This window comes from Bacillus niameyensis, assembly GCF_001375535.1.
GTDB lineage: Bacteria > Bacillota > Bacilli > Bacillales > Bacillaceae_C > Lederbergia > Lederbergia niameyensis.
In genome coordinates this window covers 3,155,930-3,171,627 of record NZ_LN831197.1, presented here as the reverse complement: position 1 = coordinate 3,171,627, position 15,698 = coordinate 3,155,930, and the positions used below count along the sequence as shown (strand labels likewise).

Sequence of the window (15,698 nt, the reverse complement as noted above, 5' to 3'; positions counted from 1 at the left end):
AGTGAGATTATGCATTTGCACAAGTACGAAAAAGTTTGGCTGCTGTTCGGCATAGCGGCATTGGCAGTGTTTTTAAGCATCGTTGGAGTAACTGCTTTCTCCCATGGGCATACCCCTGCCGGCGGAATGGATGTCATTGATCCAGAGTTGGTTGATGAAACAGCTCCATTTAATCATCCTGGTGTAACACAGGTAGATAATGATACGTATGAAGTCGTTATGGTCGCAGAAGCATTCAGTTACACTCCTTCAAGCATAAAGGTGCCTGCTGGAAAGGAAATCTTATTTACATTAACAAGCAAAGATGTTGTTCACAGTTTCACAATAATTGACACTAAAGTCAATATGATGGTCGTTCCTGGAAGAATTACACATAAAAGTTATACGTTTCAAAAACCTGGGAAGTATTTAGTTCTATGCAATGAATATTGCGGAACAGGACATCACTTTATGCAAACAGAGATTGAGGTGTATGAACCATGATAGGAATACAAGATCGTAGGCTTGCTTTAGCCAACGTCGGAGTTGCGTATATTGCCTTTCTAATTGGGACATTTTGCGGATTACTCCAAGTCTTTGTTCGTAATGACGCATTAAATTTACCGAGCTGGCTAGATTATTACCAAATACTAACAGCACATGGCGTACTACTTGCACTTATTTATACAACCTTTTTCATCTTCGCCTTTTTGATAGCTGGAATGAGTAAAACATTAGGTAATTTCGGTCCGAAAGTAAAAACATCTTTATGGCTTGGTTTTATTGTCACAACAATCGGTACTATTCTTGCAACGATTATGATTATCTCAGGAAAAGCTTCTGTCCTTTATACGTTTTATGCTCCCCTGAAAGCAAGCGGATGGTTTTATATCGGGCTTGCATTATGGGTTATCGGAACTTGGATTAGCTGTTTTGCCCTAGTGGGTCACTATATCGTTTGGAAAAAGGGGCACAAAGGCCAGTTAAGTCCACTCTTTGCCTTCATGACGATTACTACCATTATTCTTTGGATTATTGCTTGCTTAGGTGTTGTCGCCACAGTTGTTTTTCAATATATCCCTTGGGCATTCGGATGGGTTGACACCATTAACGTTGAATTAAGCCGCTCGCTCTTTTGGTATTTCGGTCATCCACTTGTCTACTTCTGGTTGTTACCAGCGTATATTGCTTGGTATGTCGTCGTACCAAAATTGCTCGGAACGAAAGTATTCAGTGACTCATTAGCACGATTCGCCTTCGTTTTATTCATTCTATTTTCGATCCCAGTTGGTTTCCATCACCAACTAACAGAACCAGGGATATCAAGCTTTTGGAAGTTCCTTCAAGTTGTTCTAACCTTTATGGTTATCATTCCATCTTTAATGACTGCCTTTTCGATGTTTGCCACATTTGAGGTATCTGGCAGAAATAAGGGCGGTTCTGGTTTATTTGGTTGGTTTACAAAGTTACCATGGAATGATGTCCGTTTCACTTCCATCTTTATTGCGATGCTATTTTTCATTCCAGGTGGAGCTGGTGGAATTATTAACGCTAGTTTCCAGCTAAATGAACTTGTCCATAACACTCTTTGGATAGTCGGACATTTTCATATAACAGTTGGCGCACCTGTCGCGATGACCTTTATGGGAATTACATTTTGGCTAGTTCCATACTTAAGCGGAAGACAATTAACGAAGTCGATCAAAAGATTAGCTTTTATTCAGATCATCTCATGGTCCATTGGAATGCTGTTAATGTCAACAGCTCAACATATTCTTGGACTGTTTGGAGCACCTCGAAGAACAGCCTATTCCGGTTATAACGGAAATTCAGTCGCCTTGCAATGGTTTGATGGCATACTTTCTAACCATGTTACGATGGCAGTTGGCGGAACAATTTTATTCTTATCCGCTATGTTACTCATTTATATCGTAGCGAACCTTTGGTTTTTTGCACCTAAATCAGGGCAGCAAACAGAAATGGTTGAATTCCCCGTTGCTGAAAGTGATGCAACAGCCACACCTAAATTTTTGGAAAACTGGTGGATTTGGATTGGGATCGCTATTTTACTCATTATTCTCGCGTACGCAATCCCATTAAGTGATATGATCCAGCATTCGCCGACGGGATCTAAAGGTCATATTACCTGGTAAGGAGAGGATCAGGATGTTTTTAGCCATATTAGCCTTAATGATTGTCGCTGTTGTAATAACCGTTATAACAGTAGAGATTAATACTCCGGAAGAGGATTAAATATTAAAAAGCGTGAGCCTATCTTTGGTTCACGCTTTTCCTTTGCTAGCCGCTTTTATATGATTGACAATGTTGCGGGATTCATGTGCAAGCATACCGAGAAAAGTAGCAATCCATGCTGTAATCGCAATATAAACCATGAAATGAGGAATGATTGTTAAAAATGGGAGCTCTAATGCCTTGGAAAGTTGAAAAGTACTTGTTGTGTACATAGCAAGCGGAAATGCCATCCCCCAAAACTGTGGGTCATAAGTAAGGGGATAACGGTGGATTAAATGTCGCCAAATCATGAGGATGAATAAAAGAGGAATCCACCATGTCCCTGTAATCCAAAAAAACAACGTAAAGCCTTTTAAAAAAGGGGTAATTTCACCTAATAGCGACCAATTAGAGGCATGCAAAATTAATGTTGAACCTCCTAAAGTAGTAATAGCAACCGCTCCCATATTGATCCAGTAGGGTGGTGTATAAGCTGAAAACTCCAATTTCAAAAAAGTAAAGCGATAAAAGATTAGTGTAATAATATTCAGATATAACATACAACCTAAGAAATACATACATAAAGTAAAAAACAGAACAATCTCAACACCGTTTTGAACATAATCTGAAAGGAGAGTGCCAAGAATGGATAACGATTGTGTTCCAACCGCAGCAATCAACCAAGCCCCATTAATTCCTTCTGCTAGGGATGGCTTATCTTTTCGAATCGTGACAGCCGAAAAAAAGGTATACATAACTACAATCCATAAAGCAATAGCAAGCCCCCACAAAAATACGGAAAAAGAATGATTTCCTCCCACAATGATTAACTGGCTTCCAAATACACTCGTTCCAGCCACTAATGTAAAAAAGGCTGGCCCCTTCTCATGGCTCATCAAATCCATCTTTAATTTATGGAAATAGCCAAACAATCGGATCAGCGTTATTCCCCATAAACAAAGATAGGCCACAATATTAATGTATAATAGCACCTTTGCAATGACTTCATAACTAAGTAAGAATGAACCTATGGATAATGCACCAGTTGCCATGACTAGTGCAAAATAACCTGGAAAAAAATCCTCTGCCTTTCCTTTTATATAACTAAGCATAATTTACTAAACTCCCAATTCATGAAATATGTTCTTATTCCATCATAACATTAAGCATATTCCCAAAAGGTATTTGTTAACCTATCGTATTCCCTAATTTTCAGATTGTATTTCCCTAGTTTTACATTTAAAACCAAAAGCAAGCTAAGAAAAATAAATCAATTTTTCCTAGCTTGCTTTATATAGACCTTTATTTTTACCTATTGAATAATCTCTGTCTCCATTAACTTAAATTCAGTCACATCCACAATTCCCCGATTAGAAATTCGGATTTCAGGAATAACAGGCAGGGCAATTAAAGAGAATGTCATGAACGGTGCATGGATCGGGCAGCCGATCTCTTTCCAAGCCGCTTCCAGCTGTTTTACCTCTTGCACTACTGTTTCTAACGGCTGATCTGACATTAAACCAGCTATTGGCATTTTAACTAACGCAAGGATCTTCTGATTTTCTACAACAATCATACCGCCGCCAACTTTTGCTAACTCATTTGCCGCAAATGCCATATCGTCCGAATTCGTTCCCATTACGAGTAAATTATGACTATCATGGGCCACTGTTGAAGCAACCGCTCCTTTTTTCAATTGGAAACCATGAGCAAATCCAAGGGAAATTTGTCCTGTTCCCCGATGGCGTTCAATACAGGCCAATGTGAGAATGTCTTCATTAAGATCTGGTTGAATAACACCTTCTTGCACATTCAATGTAGTGACCATCTTTTCTGTCCGTGCGCTATTTTCAATAATCTTAATGACATTCACTTTTGCATAGTCCTCTTTCGTACGGCTCTTTAATAAAAAGTCCTCTGAAGATAGATCTGCTTTTAAACGAACTGAATTTCGAATATGTTCTGGATACGTAAAGCTTGGGAATTCCTTAACAAGTTGGCCGTTATCAAAAATGATTTCTCCATCGGCTACTACTGATGATGGCACCATTGTACGAAGATCATCCATTAAAAGAATATCCGCTATTTTACCCGGTGCTATAGCGCCTAAATCCTGGTCCATCTTAAAGTAGCGGGCAACATTGATCGTTGCCATTTGGATCGCTGTAACAGGATCGACCCCTTCTTCAATCGCTCTTCTTACTACATGATTCAAGTGCCCCTGTTCAACCAAAGTTTGAGGGTATACATCATCTGTGACAAGACTTATATTATCGGTATTTACTTTATCTTCTGTCACAACTTTAATCACTTCTTTTACATCATGCCATGCTGAGCCTTCCCGAATCATTAAATGCATGCCTAAGCGAAGTTTCTCTAGCCCTTGCTCCCTTGTCACCGTTTCATGGTCGGAACTCACACCTGATGCTAAATAAGCTTGCAGCATTTGCGAATCTTCAGCAGGAAAGTGGCCTGTTACTGTTTTATTCGCTTTAATCGTCTCCGCTATTTCTCCATGCATAAGCGGATCGCCATAAACTACTCCTGGAAAGTTCATAACCTCTCCTAGCCCCGCAACATTATCCCATTTTAAGCCTTCGCGAATATCCTCAACACTTAACACCGCACCACCATCTTCAAAGCCATTTGTGGTAGCTGGAACACAAGAAGGGAAAGTTGTAAAAACTTTTAATGGCAATTGCTGCCCTTCTTCATGCATGTAGCGGACGCCTTCTGTCCCAAATACATTGGCAATTTCATGAGGATCCATGAAAATAGCAGTTGTTCCTTTCGCCAAGCCTGCTTTAGCAAATTCAGTAACAGATAACATCGTACTTTCAACATGCATATGGCCGTCTAACAGACCAGGCACCATATATTGACCGTTCGCATCGATCACTTTGGTCTTTTCACCAATTGTATGATCTGCTGCACCAACATAGGCAACTCTTCCCTCTGAAACGGCAATGTCGATATGTTCCATTAATTCTCCTGTAAACACATTGACTAGCGTACCATTTTTGATAACTAAGTCAGCTTGATCGATTCCTCTAGCAACCTTTGATAATTGTTGGCTCACTTCATAGAGTTTTTTTCTTTTGTTCATAGTTTCCATGATCTTACCCCTTCCCTAAAAAAGTTGGGAATGCTCATACAAGTATGTGCATTCCCTCTTCTTTTTTCTAGCAATCTATTAAACAGCCCAGCCTAAGTAGGCAATAAAGACAACAAATAATACATACATGATTGGGTGCACTTCTTTGTATTTACCTTTCACAACCATTGTCAACGGATAAACAATAAATCCAAGGGCAATACCAGTTGAAATGCTATACGCAAGTGGCATAGTGACAATCGTTAAAAACGCTGGAATAGCATTTTCAAATTCCTTCCACTTTATCTCCGACAACGATGATGCCATGAGAACACCAACTATTATAAGTGCTGGAGCAGTCACTTGCGGTGTAACGACACCTAATAGCGGAGAAAAGAACAATGCTAAAATGAATAATCCCGCTGTAACGACTGACGTAAATCCTGTTCTCCCTCCAGCTGCTACACCTGATGATGATTCGACGAAAGATGTTGTTGTAGATGTTCCAAAGATCGCTCCGACCATAGTAGCAATAGAGTCTGCACTTAATGCCTTACCCGCTCTTGGAAGTTTTCCGTCTACAAGAATGCCGGCTTGTCTTGCAACTGCCATTAATGTACCTGCTGTATCAAAGAAGTCAACGAATAGTAGAGTAAAGATAACAACTAACATTTCAGGTGTAAACAAGTCAGGTATATGGCTAAACATAACACCAAAAGTTGGCGAAAGGTCCGGAATTGGAGCAACAACTCCTGTTGGCAGGTCAATAAGTTTAAAGATGATTCCCGCAATGGAAGTAGCAATCATTCCGTAGAAGATAGCTCCTCTAAAGCCTCTAACCATTAAAATAATCGTAATAACTAACCCTAAAAGGGCTAATAAAGTAGTAGGTGCTGTTAAATCGCCAAGAGCAACAATCGTTGTTCCAGGGTCTGCCTCCACAATAATACCAGCATTTTGGAAGCCTAAAAAGGCAATAAACAAGCCAATACCCGCTGATACAGCAAGCTTTAACTGATCAGGTATTGCATTTATAATTGTTTCACGAATTTTTGTTAATGTTAAAATAAAGAAGATGACTCCAGAGATGAATGTCCCAGCTAATGCTGTTTGCCAAGGAATTCCCATTCCAATTACAACTGTGAAAGCAAAAAATGCGTTAATTCCCATTCCAGGTGCTAGCGCAACTGGATATTTCGCCCATAATCCCATAATTAAACAACCAACTGCTGAAGCAAGTGCTGTTGCTACAAATACGGCATCTTGATCCATCCCAGCTGCACTTAAAATCGATGGGTTTACAAATAAAATATAAGCCATCGCTAAGAAAGTAGTTAGACCAGCGACTGATTCTTGACGATAGTTCGTATTAAATTCTTTAAATTGAAAATAACGACTCATCATTTTCCCCTCCAAAGTTCAAAAGAAATACAAAAGACCCAAGTTGGATTACACCTACCTGGGTCTGCTACACTTAAGAATAAAGGAAATTTAACCTATCGATCAGATCTCATCTTATCTCGGCATTTCCAAGTTCTTAATGTAGTCTAGTAATTTACGGTTACCAGGTAGAGACGTTCGGGCCATATTCCCAAGCATATACATCCAATGAACTTTATTGTTTATTTGTTAGTTATAATCTAGCATAAAAGAACTATATTCGTCAACAATAAATACGAATGTTTTTTAAATTAAATCCAATAATGTTCGTTATATATAATGTTTTTCAATAATTTGCCATATCATTCTTCGGATAAAATGTTTTAACTATGTTATTCTTTCTTAGAGTGGTAAAATTTTTATGTTAGTTTTCTTTATCCATCCAAATAAAGTATGATCATATCTTTTATAGACCGGAGTGAACACTTCTATGGACACAAAAAAAGCATTACCTGTCCTTTTTGCTGTTATGTTTTTTGTCATGGTTGGATTTGGTATTATTATTCCCGTCCTGCCATTTTACGCTGAAGAAATGGGAGCATCTCCTACTCAATTAGGTCTATTAATGGCTGTTTACTCCCTAATGCAACTGCTGTTTTCGCCTTTTTGGGGGAGAATTTCTGATCGAATCGGTAGAAAACCTGTCATTATGATTGGGATTTTCGGGCTGGCAATCTCCTTTTTCTTAATGGCTTTTGCTACCGAGCTATGGATGCTTTTCGCTGCAAGAATCATTGGCGGCCTGTTATCATCAGCCAATATGCCTACAGTTACAGCCTATGTAGCAGATATTACGTCACCTGAAGATCGCGGAAAAGGAATGGGCGTTGTCGGTGCATCGGTTGGCTTAGGGTTTATTTTAGGGCCTGCAATTGGCGGGATCTTCTCTAAAACAAGTTTAAGTATGCCGTTTATAATCGCTGGTATTTCTTCTATCATTACTTTTTTCCTTGTCATGACCATCCTTCGTGAATCTTTGCCATCTGAGAAGAGAGGTGCACAATCGAAGAAAAAGGAACCGATGTTCAAAGCTATGAATGGTCCTATCTCCATTCTCTATTTTCTTCAGTTATTTGTTTCCTTATCACTTGCTGGTCTTGAGGCAACATTTGCTTATTTTGCTGCAAAAAGAGCTGGCTTAGGAACAGTCGAACTCGGATATTTATTTATGATTATGGGACTAGCTGGAGCCATTGTGCAAGGTGGTTTAGTTGGGAAATTGACGAAAAAATATGGCGAGGGATTCGTCATTCAAATTGGAATCGCGATTTCGGCTATCGGGTTTGGCTTAATTTTACTAGTTAACAACTTTACTACAGCAGCAATATTTCTAACGATTTTCGGAATCGGAAATGGCGTTATTCGTCCAAGTGTATCCGCGTTATTAACGAAAACTTCAACAGCGGGGCACGGAAGCACGACAGGCCTCTTATCATCATTTGATTCAATGGGCAGAATTGTCGGTCCCCCCCTAGGTGGCTGGTTATTTAAAATCGCTACGGGATTGCCTTATATTTCCGGGTTAATCTTGTCTATTATCGCATTTGCTTTGTATCAGGTTTATAGATTAACTTTGAAAAAGACACAAACCGTATAAAGAGATGAGAGGGATGTCACGATCGCCGTGTATCGTGACCGCTATGTGGCGCCCATATGAGAAACGGTAACGATTAGCTGTAAATCGTTACCGTTTTGTCGTGCTCTCATGTAAAACGGTAACGATTCGACTTGATGCGTTACCGCCTTGACGTACTCTCATATAAAACGGTAACGATTTGCTCTGATTCGTTACCGTCTTGACGTGATCTCATGTAAAACGGTAACGATTCGCTCTGATTCGTTACCGTCTTGACGTGATCTCATGTAAAACGGTAACGATTTGCTCTGATTCGTTACCGCCTTGACGTACTCTCATATAAAACGGTAACGATTTGCTCTGATTCGTTACCGTTTTGTCGTGCTCTCATGTAAAACGGTAACGATTCGACTTGATGCGTTACCGCCATGCCATGCCCTCACGTAAAACGGTAACGATTAGCTTTAAGTTGCATCTTTTAAATCGCCGAGTCTTTCATACGTTATTAATAATTTTCATAGCGCTTAAATAAAAAAGTAGTTAATAAGAACAAGGATATAAGAAGAAGCACACTTGAAATGATCATGACTGAAAATGAATCCCCCCATGACCCCATTATCAAATAATGGCTAGCTTGACTTTGAGCGTTCGCAGGGCTCCATCCCATAAATTTAGGAAATAATGATCCACATAGTGCTATAAAGGCCAACGTTACAAGGCTTGCTCCCGCTATGCCGCCAATCTTTTTAAATAGTGTTCCTCCAAGTAGTGTAACTGCTAAAATAAATAGTATCCAAATACTATACACAGCCATACTACCAAAAAACAGCTTGGCCTCCACATGGCTAAAAAGTAAATTCGTATAATAATAGCAAAGTCCAAAACCGATAACAAAAGAAAGTAAGAGGATAACTGCATTAGCGGCCCATTTGCTTCCTATATACTGAAATGCTTGAACAGGACGCGCCATCACAAGGGAGAGAGCCCCACTATTTCTTTCGTGGGCAATACTTCCCATCACACTTAAAACAAAGATAGCCGTTCCCATGATCCCAAGTTGGCTGAGCACTCCTGCTAGTACTTCCGCTCCAGATGGTGTTGGAATTTCTATAACCGTTCCGTCTGGTAGACCGCCTGCCATCTCTAGGATTTGTGGCATATAGTATTGGCTAATCGGTTGAGAGATAGCAAGAATACTAATAACAATAGGAAGCCAAATAAGCTTCTTGTCCCGCCATGCCTCTTGTAATTCTTTCTTAAACAACGTCATAAATACGTTCATTGATTTACAACCTCCATATAGGCATCCTCCAATGAATAATTCTTCACTTCAAAGCGCGTGATTGTCCTGTTACATTGTAAACAGTCTTTGAGAAGGAGGTTTCGCCCGCTAGCATCAAATAGTTTTATCTCCGCTGAAACTGGTGAAAGCAAGTCGAATTCACGAATATACTTTTTAGATTGAAGCCAATTCTCAAAAGGTTCTACCGTTGAAAGGATGATCGTGTCATCACCATGCACTTTCCGAAGCTCACTAAGGTTACCCGACCATTTTATTTTTCCTGCCTTCAGCATGATAATCTCATCGCACACTTGCTCAGCATCATGCAAAACGTGCGTTGAAAATAGAATGGCCATTTTCTTTTTTAACTTTTGCATAATATCTAGTACATCACGGCGCCCTTCTGGATCAAGTGCGGATACAGGTTCATCTAATATTAATAATTTTGGATCATGCAGCATGGCCTGAGCTAGGCCAAGCCTTTGTTTCATTCCACCTGAAAACCCGCCAATCTGCTTATTTTTCGCAGATTCCAATCCAACGAAGGTCAACATTTCCTCACACTTTGTCTTTAATTCCTTTTTAGATAGACCTGAGAGTTTTCCCGCGAAATTTAGATATTCTATTGCTGTCATCCATGAGAAAAAGGCTGGATATTGTGGTAAATAACCGATTTCGCGACGATTGATCTTCGCCCCCCCTAAAAAAGTCACTTTCCCAGATGTTGGTGTGAGTAGTCCCGCTAACATATTGATCGTCGTAGTTTTACCCGAACCATTAGGACCCAAAAGCGCCACACACTGATTTTCTTCAATTGTCAGTGTCAGTTCATCAACAGCTAATTGATTTTTATATTTCTTTGTTAATTGGTTTACAGATAAAAGCATATACTCTTCCTCCACTCATTGCTTTTTGCGGCCAATGATAAAATAAAGAATAGGACCTATCAGATTTACAGCAATAATAATGAGGATCCACAACCACTTTGGCCCATTGGTTTCTTCTTCCTTTACACAGCTAACAAGCGCTATGGTCATTAATATTAATTGCAACCCGATCACAGGGGCTATTAGTTCCCATGCAATATCCATGATTATTCATCCTCCAGTTTCAATTTCTTCCGATACGGTCGAATAACAATAAAGTAATAAAAAATGGTTGGACATGGTAATTGGATCAGTCCCCAAATCCCCCAGATCCAGGCATAAGAACCCTTTTTCTTTGCATCAATAAACAAAAATATGCTTTGTGCTAGCAATAGGGGAGAAAACATCAAAACGATGAGTAGTTTTTCAGAATTCATATTCGCTCACCCGCTTTTTCTTACGCTTTTCCGCAAAATATATAGTTGGAGTCGCAAGCAAGGCCAGTCCTTGAATCCAAATAAATGATGAAGGCAACTTTAGAGCAAACACCATATAGGAAGTCAAAATAACGAGAGCTGTAAGTAGGAACAATGCTAACTCCCGCTTGAAGGCCCGTTTATGTTTAACCTTAAATTCATTTAACGTATTCATTAACTGCCATTGATCCGGAATTTTTGGTGTATGGGAATCATCCAGCTTTTTCATATCCCGTTTGAATTGATCGATCCACTCTTGATCATTGTTCTTCATCACGACCACTCCTTTCGAATCTGTTTAATTCCATTATGGACTCGGCTTTTTACCGTTCCTTCTTTTAAATTCAACATGACGGCAATTTCTTCATAAGTAAAACCATAATAATGCCTTAGAAGTATCGGTGCCCGAATATCCGGGTCAAGTTCAGCAAATTGAGTCATATACTCAGTCCATTCATATCCATCCCTAGTCACAGTCCATCTCACTTTTCGTAAAGTATCATGCTTTACCTTTTCCACTCGTTTTCGCTCTCGCTTTTCCTTGCGCTGGTGATCTAAAAAAGTTCTAGAGGCTATTGAAATTAACCAAGTTGAAAATTTTGAATCTCCCTTAAAATCCTTGAGATGAATATAAGCCTTTAACATCGTTTCCTGAAGAAGGTCATCCGTCAAATCAGGGTCAAGGCTTAATTTAATTAAATATTTATATATAAAACTATAATGGTGTTGAAAAAGTGTCGTAAACGCCTCATCATTTCCCTTTTTAGCCTTTACAATCAGCTTCTTTTCTTCCCGCTGATTCAACGAAAAAACCTCCTTTCTGTTCGTCTATAAGATTGGACGCTCGTTTTTCTTCAATCGTTCATTTCTTTTAAAAAATATTTGTAATCACACTATTTGCTGTGGAAAGGAAGTTAATTCTATAACAAAAAAAAGAACCGATCGTTTTAGGTTCCCTTAGCTATTCCTATCCATTTTTAAATGCAATAAATCTATTTTCTATTGGCTTCTGAAATTAACTTATTCAATTGTTTAATAGTCAGATTGGGATTTTCTTGTTTCGTTTCTTCTGAGTACATACCTTCACGAATGGACTCAAGCTCATCTCGAAGCGTCTCCAAATATAATTTTTCACTATTATCTAATACACCATCTTTACTAAAACCAGGTATATCTTCTCTATATAAGAAACTAAGTTGAAAACGTGCAGAATGGATATCCTTATCAACCCAATGTTGACCCAATTTTAGTGTAAGCTCTATACTTTGCAATCGGTCTTCAATGGAATATAACAATCCAGTAAGATTTTCGTTCGCGTCTGTTTCAGGGTCAAAAGATAACGTTAAATCGATTACATGAACACTTCTCATTAGTTCAAAGTACAAATTATTTAAAAACGATTCATGTCGCCTTCTCTCTTCTGCCTTCTCATCATAAAATTTGAAACCACCTGCTACCAACAAAATAACTAAGAATATAAGTGTGTAATCTTTTAACCTTCCAATTGTCAGTCGTTTCACATTGACCCTCCCCCAATTTTTTAGATAATTTGTATAGATAAGAGGGAACTACCAAAACATTCAGATTAACCTTAACATACGATTATTAAAAAAGAGATAAAATACATAATTCTCTTTCCATGAACCGCCCAAGCAACGCCAGCCTCGCACCCCCAAAACAAGGTTTTAACTAGTTAAAAACTGTGACAGCAAGCATTTGAAGTAAGCTGTATGTTTATCTTTTTCTCAAAACGTGAGGTATTTAATATATAGGGGCTCGCCGACGTGAACGGAAAAAGTTTATTTCACCTTTACATCTATTGGGTCGGTATTATCGACATCATTAGATATATAGAAAAAGTAGATCCTTCCATTCTCTTTTTTCTTTATATCAGGTTGTCTGATATCCCCTTTATAAATAATATCAATGTTCTGATCAACATTTCCATTAAGGGCTACTTCCCCGCCCCATACAGTGTTTTGCAAAGGCATTCCATTTTTTATCGTCGGTTGACTAGTCTTAAAAACTATTATACTTCTTACCCCATCCTTGTTTTCGGTTTTGATTGTACTATTATAATATTTTGACCAAAACAGAGAATTTCCTTTGCGCTGTATAGTTAAAATCCCAGCAAGTTTTCCGTCTTTTTCATATAGATAATGATGGAACCACTTATTACTGTCTGAAACGAGCACAACATCATTTTTATGGACTCCACTTAGTAAAAGGATTCCAGATGGGATGCACTTGACGTAAAACAAAACAGATATTATCAGAATAAGGAAAGTACCTCCTAGCAGAGCCCATCTCTTCCATCTCATGTCTTGACACCGCCTTCAATTCCAAATTTTTTTGTAGTAAAAAACGGGCGTTTATGCAAATGCCCGTCCTTTTAATTAAAATAGCTTTAATTTTTCGATGCGGCGAACCCCTTCTCTCAGCCGTTCTTTATCCACTAACAGCCCGGCGCGTACATAACCTTCACCATATTCGCCAAATCCGTTTCCTGGAGCGACCGCTATATCGGCTTTTTCTAGTAAAAGATCTGCAAATTGCTCACTCGAATATCCTTCGGGAACAGAAAGCCATGCAAAAAACGATCCCTTAGGCGCTTCGACATTCCAACCAATCCGATGACATTCCTCTACTAATGCATTCCTTCTGCCTTCGTAAAGTGCGACTAGCTCATCTACACATTCTTGGGATTCTGTAAGTGCAGCGATTGCCGCATGCTGAACCGCAGGAAATAAACTGCAAAACAGATGATCCTGAATAAGATTTATCGCTTCAATCATATCGGCATTTCCAACGGCAAAACCAACACGCCATCCCGCCATGTTGTATGTTTTCGATAATGTGTACATTTCTATCCCGACTTCTTTTGCACCTTCAGCCTGTAAAAAGCTTGGCGGTCTTTCACCATCAAAGCCTATAGCAGCGTAGGCAAAGTCATGCGAAATGGCAATATTATGCTCTTTCGCGAAGGCGACCGTTTTTTCAAAGAAGGCAGAATCTGCCACGGCACCTGTAGGATTGTTCGGATAATTGATATATAACAACTTGGCCCGTTCTTTCACTTCATCAGGAAGTGCATCATAATCAGGCAGAAAACCATTTTCCGGTTTCAATGGCATTGTTTCAAACTGAACTTCAGCAAGGGCAATTCCCGATAAATAATCTGGATAACCCGGATCAGGAAGCAACATCAAGTCACCTGGATTTAACATCGCCATTGGCAACTCAACTAACCCAACCTTTGTACCAAATAAAATAGCCACTTCCGTCTCTGGATCAAGATCCACATTGTATTCCCGTTTATAAAAATCGGCTGCCGCCTGTTTAAATTCAGGAAGACCTCTAAATAAGGAGTATTTATGTGAAAGTGGATTTTCTGCTGATTGTTGTAGTGCTTTTACGATATGTGGTGGTGTCGGCTGGTCAGGGTTACCCTGCCCTAAATTAATGACGTCCCTTCCTTCCGCGACAGCAGCCCCCACCTTTTGTACAAGAGAGGCAAAGAATTGTTTAGGGAGTTTTTTCATTTTATTTGAAAGTTCCATAGGAAAACCTCTTTTTCTTAATGGTCTAGCTACAGTGCCCAGCGACTAGGAAACTTCTACGTCGCTTAACGGGCAGTTGCGCTTGCTTTTCTCAGGCAAATCTTATAATCTTTTAGCTAAATTGTCTAGGGGTGATAGATCTATGAAAATCGGTTGCATTCAACTTAATGTTGCCTTTAATAACCCGGATCAAAACTATGCAGAAGCCGAAAGACTTATTCGCAAAGCGGTAAGTCAAGGGGCCGAGCTCATTGTGTTGCCGGAAATGTGGAACACCGGTTATGCACTTGATCAACTTGAGCAAACAGCGGATATTGAAGGTCAGCGAACAAAAGCCTTCTTTTCAGCTCTTGCAAAAGAACTGCACGTGCATATTGTTGGCGGTTCTGTTGCAACAAAAAAATCGGAACATTTTTATAATACCATGTACAGTTATTCCAACAAAGGTGAACTTGTTGGAGAATATGATAAAGCCCATCTTTTTAAACTAATGGATGAACATCTATATTTAGAAGCTGGGGATTCAGCTAATCGCTTCCAATTCGATGGGATTGAAGCTGGTGGTGTCATTTGCTATGATATTCGTTTCCCTGAGTGGCTGCGCACCCATGCACTTACAGGAGCAAAAGTGTTATTCGTTCCGGCACAATGGCCAAAAACACGAGTTGATCATTGGAAAATTTTATTACAAGCCCGCGCTATCGAAAATCAAATGTTTGTCATTGCCGTTAATCGTACCGGAAGTGATCCAAATAATGAATTTAACGGACAATCGATGATCATTGAGCCATGGGGTAATGTGTTGTGGACTGGTTCTGAAAATGAAGAGTTAGCTGTTATCGATGTTGACTTCTCTATTGTAGATGAAATTAGGGAACGCATCCCTGTATATGCTGATCGCCGGCCAAATTTATATTCACGTATACTAGAAAAATAGCAATTATTATCTTAGTATAGATTATTTTTAAAAAGGTAATTGACAAGAATCAGAAACTAACGTATGATTTGATTCATACTAATTCAATTAAATATGGATTTTATCAAGAGAGACTGAGGGAAAGGCCCTATGACGTCCGGCAACCCCTTGTAAAACAAGGAAGGTGCCAATTCCTACAGAATGATTTCATTCTGAAAGATAATTCATTTCCATTTCGTTAATGATGCTCTTTCAGTTGAAGGAGCATTTTATTTTT

Annotated in this window: 16 protein-coding genes and 2 riboswitches; of the genes, 4 read left to right on the top strand and 12 right to left on the bottom strand. The window is 39.2% G+C overall.

The genetic code is table 11. The features are described from left to right. Positions 1-9: 9 nt before the first annotated feature. The gene (locus BN1243_RS14985) at positions 10-483 is read left to right on the top strand and encodes a cytochrome c oxidase subunit II (RefSeq protein WP_062108100.1); all 474 of its coding nucleotides are present in this window, start codon (positions 10-12) and stop codon (positions 481-483) included. Continuing rightward, positions 480-2,132, top strand: a complete 1,653-nt coding sequence (locus BN1243_RS14980; RefSeq protein WP_062108098.1) for a b(o/a)3-type cytochrome-c oxidase subunit 1 — start codon at positions 480-482, stop codon at positions 2,130-2,132. Before BN1243_RS14985 ends, BN1243_RS14980 begins: the two co-directional genes overlap by 4 nt. Positions 2,133-2,261: 129 nt before the next feature. Here BN1243_RS14980 and BN1243_RS14975 read toward each other — a convergent pair whose 3' ends face one another. The 3 genes from BN1243_RS14975 to BN1243_RS14965 all read right to left on the bottom strand — a co-directional run bounded on the left by BN1243_RS14975 (position 2,262) and on the right by BN1243_RS14965 (position 6,706). After that, positions 2,262-3,323 carry a tellurite resistance/C4-dicarboxylate transporter family protein gene (locus BN1243_RS14975; protein ID WP_062108096.1) on the bottom strand — a complete coding sequence of 354 codons (1,062 nt, stop codon included), beginning with the start codon at positions 3,321-3,323 and terminating at the stop codon, positions 2,262-2,264. Positions 3,324-3,523: 200 nt separating this feature from the next. Next, positions 3,524-5,326: an adenine deaminase gene (gene ade, locus BN1243_RS14970; RefSeq protein ID WP_062108094.1), complete on the bottom strand. Its 1,803-nt coding sequence runs from the start codon at positions 5,324-5,326 to the stop codon at positions 3,524-3,526. Between the two features lie 78 nt (positions 5,327-5,404). Further along, a complete protein-coding gene (locus BN1243_RS14965; protein ID WP_062108092.1) occupies positions 5,405-6,706 on the bottom strand; it encodes an NCS2 family permease in 1,302 nt (433 codons plus the stop codon). Between the two features lie 122 nt (positions 6,707-6,828). Further along, positions 6,829-6,930, bottom strand: a riboswitch (purine riboswitch). A gap of 245 nt (positions 6,931-7,175) precedes the next feature. On the opposite strand from BN1243_RS14965, the gene BN1243_RS14960 reads away from it, so the two are divergent. Continuing rightward, positions 7,176-8,342: an MFS transporter gene (locus BN1243_RS14960; protein ID WP_062108090.1), complete on the top strand. Its 1,167-nt coding sequence runs from the start codon at positions 7,176-7,178 to the stop codon at positions 8,340-8,342. A gap of 484 nt (positions 8,343-8,826) precedes the next feature. Here BN1243_RS14960 and BN1243_RS14955 read toward each other — a convergent pair whose 3' ends face one another. The 9 genes from BN1243_RS14955 to BN1243_RS14915 form a co-directional block, all read right to left on the bottom strand. Next, entirely contained in the window at positions 8,827-9,603 is a 777-nt protein-coding gene (locus tag BN1243_RS14955; protein ID WP_062108088.1) for an ABC transporter permease, read from the bottom strand. Continuing rightward, the gene (locus tag BN1243_RS14950) at positions 9,600-10,490 is read right to left on the bottom strand and encodes an ABC transporter ATP-binding protein (RefSeq protein ID WP_062108086.1); all 891 of its coding nucleotides are present in this window, start codon (positions 10,488-10,490) and stop codon (positions 9,600-9,602) included. The genes BN1243_RS14955 and BN1243_RS14950 overlap by 4 nt, the downstream gene beginning before the upstream one ends. A gap of 15 nt (positions 10,491-10,505) precedes the next feature. Beyond that, positions 10,506-10,694: a PLD nuclease N-terminal domain-containing protein gene (locus tag BN1243_RS14945; protein WP_062108085.1), complete on the bottom strand. Its 189-nt coding sequence runs from the start codon at positions 10,692-10,694 to the stop codon at positions 10,506-10,508. A gap of 2 nt (positions 10,695-10,696) precedes the next feature. Further along, the gene (locus tag BN1243_RS14940; protein WP_062108083.1) at positions 10,697-10,906 is read right to left on the bottom strand and encodes a hypothetical protein; all 210 of its coding nucleotides are present in this window, start codon (positions 10,904-10,906) and stop codon (positions 10,697-10,699) included. After that, positions 10,896-11,219, bottom strand: a complete 324-nt coding sequence (locus tag BN1243_RS14935) for a YxlC family protein (RefSeq protein ID WP_062108081.1) — start codon at positions 11,217-11,219, stop codon at positions 10,896-10,898. The genes BN1243_RS14940 and BN1243_RS14935 overlap by 11 nt, the downstream gene beginning before the upstream one ends. Next, positions 11,219-11,749 (bottom strand): RNA polymerase sigma factor SigY, encoded by a 531-nt coding sequence (gene sigY / locus BN1243_RS14930; RefSeq protein ID WP_062108079.1) that lies wholly within the window; start codon positions 11,747-11,749, stop codon positions 11,219-11,221. The genes BN1243_RS14935 and sigY overlap by 1 nt, the downstream gene beginning before the upstream one ends. Before the next feature lie 188 nt (positions 11,750-11,937). Continuing rightward, positions 11,938-12,465, bottom strand: a complete 528-nt coding sequence (locus BN1243_RS14925; protein ID WP_062108076.1) for a hypothetical protein — start codon at positions 12,463-12,465, stop codon at positions 11,938-11,940. Positions 12,466-12,744: 279 nt separating this feature from the next. After that, the gene (locus BN1243_RS14920) at positions 12,745-13,266 is read right to left on the bottom strand and encodes a hypothetical protein (protein ID WP_062108074.1); all 522 of its coding nucleotides are present in this window, start codon (positions 13,264-13,266) and stop codon (positions 12,745-12,747) included. A gap of 75 nt (positions 13,267-13,341) precedes the next feature. Continuing rightward, positions 13,342-14,505 carry a pyridoxal phosphate-dependent aminotransferase gene (locus BN1243_RS14915; protein ID WP_062108072.1) on the bottom strand — a complete coding sequence of 388 codons (1,164 nt, stop codon included), beginning with the start codon at positions 14,503-14,505 and terminating at the stop codon, positions 13,342-13,344. A gap of 142 nt (positions 14,506-14,647) precedes the next feature. Here BN1243_RS14915 and BN1243_RS14910 point away from each other — a divergent pair, with 142 nt between their 5' ends. Further along, complete coding sequence (locus BN1243_RS14910; RefSeq protein ID WP_062108070.1) at positions 14,648-15,442, top strand: carbon-nitrogen family hydrolase; 795 nt, start codon at positions 14,648-14,650, stop codon at positions 15,440-15,442. A gap of 97 nt (positions 15,443-15,539) precedes the next feature. Further along, a riboswitch (SAM riboswitch) is annotated at positions 15,540-15,647 on the top strand. The last annotated feature ends 51 nt before the right edge of the window (positions 15,648-15,698 follow it).

What these genes read in the sequence shown, in the direction of transcription:
- BN1243_RS14985 (WP_062108100.1), top strand. Translation starts at nt 10, where the DNA reads ATGCATTTGCACAAGTACGAAAAAGTTTGGCTGCTGTTCGGCATAGCG.
- BN1243_RS14980 (WP_062108098.1), top strand. Translation starts at nt 480, where the DNA reads ATGATAGGAATACAAGATCGTAGGCTTGCTTTAGCCAACGTCGGAGTT.
- BN1243_RS14975 (WP_062108096.1), bottom strand. Translation starts at nt 3,323, where the DNA reads ATGCTTAGTTATATAAAAGGAAAGGCAGAGGATTTTTTTCCAGGTTAT.
- ade (WP_062108094.1), bottom strand. Translation starts at nt 5,326, where the DNA reads ATGGAAACTATGAACAAAAGAAAAAAACTCTATGAAGTGAGCCAACAA.
- BN1243_RS14965 (WP_062108092.1), bottom strand. Translation starts at nt 6,706, where the DNA reads ATGAGTCGTTATTTTCAATTTAAAGAATTTAATACGAACTATCGTCAA.
- BN1243_RS14960 (WP_062108090.1), top strand. Translation starts at nt 7,176, where the DNA reads ATGGACACAAAAAAAGCATTACCTGTCCTTTTTGCTGTTATGTTTTTT.
- BN1243_RS14955 (WP_062108088.1), bottom strand. Translation starts at nt 9,603, where the DNA reads ATGAACGTATTTATGACGTTGTTTAAGAAAGAATTACAAGAGGCATGG.
- BN1243_RS14950 (WP_062108086.1), bottom strand. Translation starts at nt 10,490, where the DNA reads ATGCTTTTATCTGTAAACCAATTAACAAAGAAATATAAAAATCAATTA.
- BN1243_RS14945 (WP_062108085.1), bottom strand. Translation starts at nt 10,694, where the DNA reads ATGGATATTGCATGGGAACTAATAGCCCCTGTGATCGGGTTGCAATTA.
- BN1243_RS14940 (WP_062108083.1), bottom strand. Translation starts at nt 10,906, where the DNA reads ATGAATTCTGAAAAACTACTCATCGTTTTGATGTTTTCTCCCCTATTG.
- BN1243_RS14935 (WP_062108081.1), bottom strand. Translation starts at nt 11,219, where the DNA reads ATGAAGAACAATGATCAAGAGTGGATCGATCAATTCAAACGGGATATG.
- BN1243_RS14920 (WP_062108074.1), bottom strand. Translation starts at nt 13,266, where the DNA reads ATGAGATGGAAGAGATGGGCTCTGCTAGGAGGTACTTTCCTTATTCTG.
- BN1243_RS14915 (WP_062108072.1), bottom strand. Translation starts at nt 14,505, where the DNA reads ATGGAACTTTCAAATAAAATGAAAAAACTCCCTAAACAATTCTTTGCC.
- BN1243_RS14910 (WP_062108070.1), top strand. Translation starts at nt 14,648, where the DNA reads ATGAAAATCGGTTGCATTCAACTTAATGTTGCCTTTAATAACCCGGAT.